Annotated in this window: 2 protein-coding genes; both read right to left on the minus strand. The window is 73.2% G+C overall.

Features of this window, described 5'->3' with window-relative positions; all coding sequences use genetic code 11:
- The coding region (locus Mam01_RS37500; protein WP_204289608.1) for a non-ribosomal peptide synthetase at positions 1-2,960 on the minus strand (2,960 nt) is incomplete at its 3' end.
- Positions 2,957-4,156, minus strand: a complete 1,200-nt coding sequence (locus Mam01_RS35520; RefSeq protein ID WP_204289609.1) for a condensation domain-containing protein — start codon at positions 4,154-4,156, stop codon at positions 2,957-2,959. The genes Mam01_RS35520 and Mam01_RS37500, both read right to left, overlap by 4 nt.
- Positions 4,157-4,323: the final 167 nt, after the last annotated feature.

A 4,323-nucleotide genomic window follows, 5' to 3' on the forward strand; every position in this document is an offset into this window, starting at 1 on the left:
CCGAGCACCTCGCCGAACAGCGCGCACAGCACCTCTTCGACGGGGGTGGCCGGGCCGCGACCGGCGGCGGCGCCCGCGAAGTCGGGGGCGGGCAGCGCGCCCCGGTCGAGCTTGCCGTTGGCGGTGACCGGGAACGCGTCCAGCACCACCACCGCCGCCGGGACCATGTAGTCGGGCAGCCGGGCGGCCACGTGTTCCCGCAGCACCGCGACGTCCGGGCTCGGGTCGGCCGGGTTCTGGCCGGCCGGGACGACGTACGCGACCAGGCGCCTGTCACCGGGGTGGTCCTCGCGGGTGACCACCACGGCCTGGGCCACCGACTCGTGGCTCGCGAGGACGGCCTCGACCTCGCCCGGCTCCACGCGGAACCCGCGCACCTTGACCTGGTCGTCGGCCCTGCCCGCGAAGAGCAGTTCCCCGTCGGGGCTCCAGCGGGCCATGTCGCCGGTGCGGTACATCCGGCCGCCGTCGTCGAACGGACAGGCGACGAACCGCTCGCCGGTCAGCCCCGAACGGCGGAGATATCCGCGCGCCAGCCCGGGACCCTGGACGTACACCTCGCCCGGGACCCCCGCGGGGACCGGACGCAGGAAGTCGTCCAGCACGAACACGCGGGTGTTGGCGATGGGCGCGCCGATCGGGGCCGTCCCGGCCGCCACGAGGGGACGGCTCATCGTGGCGCAGACGGTCGTCTCGGTCGGGCCGTACGCGTTGATCATGCGGATGCGGTCCGCCCAGCGTTCGGTCAGCAGCGGCGGGCACGCCTCGCCCGCCACCACCAGCGTCTCCACGCTGTCCGGAAGCTCGTCGACGGTCGCCAGCACCGACGGCGGGACCGTCAGGTGCGTCACCTCGAACTCGCCCACCGCGTCGGCCAGCGGCCCGGCCGGAGGCAGCCGATCGGCCCCCGCCATCACCAGCGTCGCGCCCGACAGCAACGCCATGCACATCTCCGAGACCGCCGCGTCGAAGCTCACCGACGCGAGCTGCAGCACCCGGGACGACGCCTCCACCGCGAACCGGTCGATCTGGGAGTCGGCCAGATTCCCCAGGCCCCGGTGGGTCACCACGACACCCTTCGGCGTGCCGGTCGACCCGGAGGTGTAGATCACGTACGCGGGATGGTCGACCGCATGGCCGGGCACCGTCACCGGCGAGACCGGACGGGCCTCGATCGATGCCGCCACCACCGGGTCGTCGATCACCACAAGCTCGGGAGCATCGCCGTCGAGCAGTCCTTCGGCTTCCTGCAGCGCAGGCCGTACGGCCTGGGTGCACAGCACCAGCGCCGGGGCGGCGTCACCCAGCATGAACGCGATCCGCTGCGCGGGATAGGCCGGATCCACCGGCACGAACCCCGCACCCGCCTTCGCCACACCCAGCAACACCGCGACCAGCTCCGGCGAGCGCTCCATCATCACGCCCACCAGATCCTCCGGACCCACCCCCCGGGCGACCAGTTCATGCGCGATCCGGTTCGCCGCCGCGTCCAACTCCGCGTACGACCACGACACCCCCGGCCCGGACACCGCCACCGCACCCGGCGACAGCTCCACCCGCGCCGCGAACAACTCCGGCAACGTCCCGGCCGCCACCGGCCTGACGGTGTCGTTCCACTCCCCCAGCACGACCCGACGCTCGGCCTCGCCGAGCACCTCGATCTGGCCCACCGGCACCGACGGATCGGCGGCCATCTGCTCCAGCACCCGTACGACCCGGCCGGCCACAGCCAGCGCCGCCTGCTCGTCGAGCAGCCCCGGCCGGTACTCCAGCCGCAGCTCCAGGTCCTCGGCCGGGTTCACGACCAGGCCGAGGGGATAGTTGGTCGCCTCCCTGGCGATGGTCTCGGTGACCCTGAGCCCGCTGAGCGAGGAAGGGCCTCCCGGCTCGCCGGGGAAGTTCTCGAACGCCATGAGCGTGTCGAAGGTCGCGCCCGGCCCGGCCAGCCGCTGGATTTCCGTCAGCCCGAGATGCTGGTGGCCCAGCAGCGCCGACTGCCGCGCCTGCAGGTCGGCCAAGACGTCCCTCACCGGCCGGGCGGGGTCGAGCCGCACCACCACGGGAACGGTGTTGATGAACAAACCCAGCATGTCTTCCATGCCGGGCAGCTCCGCCGGGCGGCCCGCGACCGTCGCCCCGAAGACCACGTCGCGGCGTCCCGCCAGCTGGCCCACGATCAGCGCCCAGGCCGCCTGGACGACCGTGTTCACCGTCAGGCCACGCGTACGGGCGAGCTCGCCCACCGCCGCGGCGAGCTCGGCGCCGCCCCGGACGGACACCCGCTCGGACGCGGCGGTCAGCGCCTCGTCCGGCTCGCCGGGCCAGACCAGGGTCGGTTCGTCCACCCCCGCCAGCGCCCGCCGCCACTCCTCCCGCGCCGCGTCCTTGTTTTGCCGGCCCAGCCACGCCAGATAGTCCCGGTACGGCGTGACCGCGGGCAGCCCACGGGTGCTGCCGCCGGCCGCGTACGCCGCCCACAGCTCGCGCAGCAGCACCTGCAGCGACCATCCGTCCAGGACGATGTGGTGCAGCGTGATCACCATCTGGTGGCGGCCGGGGGCGAGTTTCAGCAGCATGATCCGCAGCAGCGGCGGCACCGCCGGGTCGAACCCGAGGGCGCGCTCCTCGCCGCCAAGGCGTTCGGCCTCCGCCAGCGCCTCCTCACCGGGCAGCCCGGAGAGGTCCTCCTCACGCCACGGCAGCGTCACCTCCCGTGCCACCACCTGCACCGGCCGCTCGGAACCCGCCAACTGCCGGAACCCCGCCCGCAGGCTGGCATGCCGTACGAGCAGCGCCTGCCAGGACGTCCGCAGGGTCTCGGCGTCCAGCGGTCCCTCAAGGCCGAGAACCAGCTGCTCGACGTAGGAGGCGCCGGCGCCCTCGCCGTAGACGGCGTGGAACAGCAGGCCCTCCTGCAGCGGCGACAGCGGCCAAATGTCCTCAACGCGCATCTGACTCATCGGGCGCCCCTTTCGTCGGCGGCGAGTTCGCTCTCAAGTTCGTCGATCTGGCCCTGGTCGAGGCTGATCAGGGAGAAGTCGGACGGCGTGTGGCCGCCGCCGCCCGGACGCGCGACGTACGCCGCGAGTCCGGCGAGCATCGCCGCCCAGCGGTCGGCGAACTCCCGTACGGCCGGCTCGTCGAGCACGCGCCCGGGCCAGGCCACGGTCAGAGTCAGCCGGGGTCCGTCAGGTAGGTCGTGGACGATGCCCGTGACCTCCAGGACATGGGTGACCGGGATGTCTCCGTCGACCCCGCCTCCGGGGCCTTCCGGGGCCGGCGACCAGTCGTCTCGGGTTCGCTTGCCGGTGAAGCGTCCGAGGTAGTTGAAGCCGATCTGGGCTCTGGGGAGTGCCGCGAGGTCGGCGGCGGTGCCGGGATTGAGATAGCGGAGCAGGCCGTATCCCAGGCCGTCGCCCGGGACCGCCCGCACCTGCTCCTTGATGCGCTTGACCACCCGCCCGGCCGTCGCTCCGCCCGCCCGAAGATCGGCGAAGTCGGCCACCCCGGCGTCCAGCCGCACCGGATGACTGCTGGTGAACCAGCCCACCGTCCGGGACACGTCCATGCCATCGGTCAGAGGGACACGCCCGTGCCCCTCCACGTCCACCACGACCCCGCCGCCCGGACGGCCCCGCCGCGCCCGCCATTCCGCGACCGCCGCCGCCAACCCCGCCAGCAGAACGTCATCGACCCCCGCATGGAACGCCGCCGGAACCCCCGTCAGCAACGCCGACGTCACATCGGCCGGAACGGTCACCGAGACCTCCCGCATCGTCGCGCCGACGTCTCTGGCCGGGTCCAGGGGTTCGGTGGCCAACAGCGGGTCCGGCCCTTCGAGGAGCGCCAGCCAGTCCTGCAGTTCCGGCGTACGCGTGCCGGCCTCGGCCGCGAGTTCACGTGCCCAGTGACGGTAGGAGGTCGGGACCGGATCGAGGGCGACCGGCCGTCCGGCGGCCAACGCCGCGTAAGCGCCGGCCAGATCCGGCAGCAGAACCCGCAACGACACCGTGTCCACCACGAGGTGAGCGATGACCAGCACCAACCGCCCGGGCTCCTCGGGGCCGGCGTCCAGCCAGACCACCTGGACCATCACCCCGGCCAGCGGATCCAACCGCTCAACCGCCGCCCTCGTCTGCTCACCAACCAGACGCACCCAATCGACGCCAACCCCCCGCCCATCGACCCGACCCGCCCAATCCGCGCCAACCCCCGGCTCACCGACCGGGCGCGGCCAATCCGCGCCGCTCGCTTGCACTCGCCGCACCCACGCGGTGGTGTCGGCCGTCTGCGGCACCGACAGATGCGGTTCCGGCCCGGTCG

This window comes from Microbispora amethystogenes (assembly GCF_016863015.1).
GTDB lineage: Bacteria > Actinomycetota > Actinomycetes > Streptosporangiales > Streptosporangiaceae > Microbispora > Microbispora amethystogenes.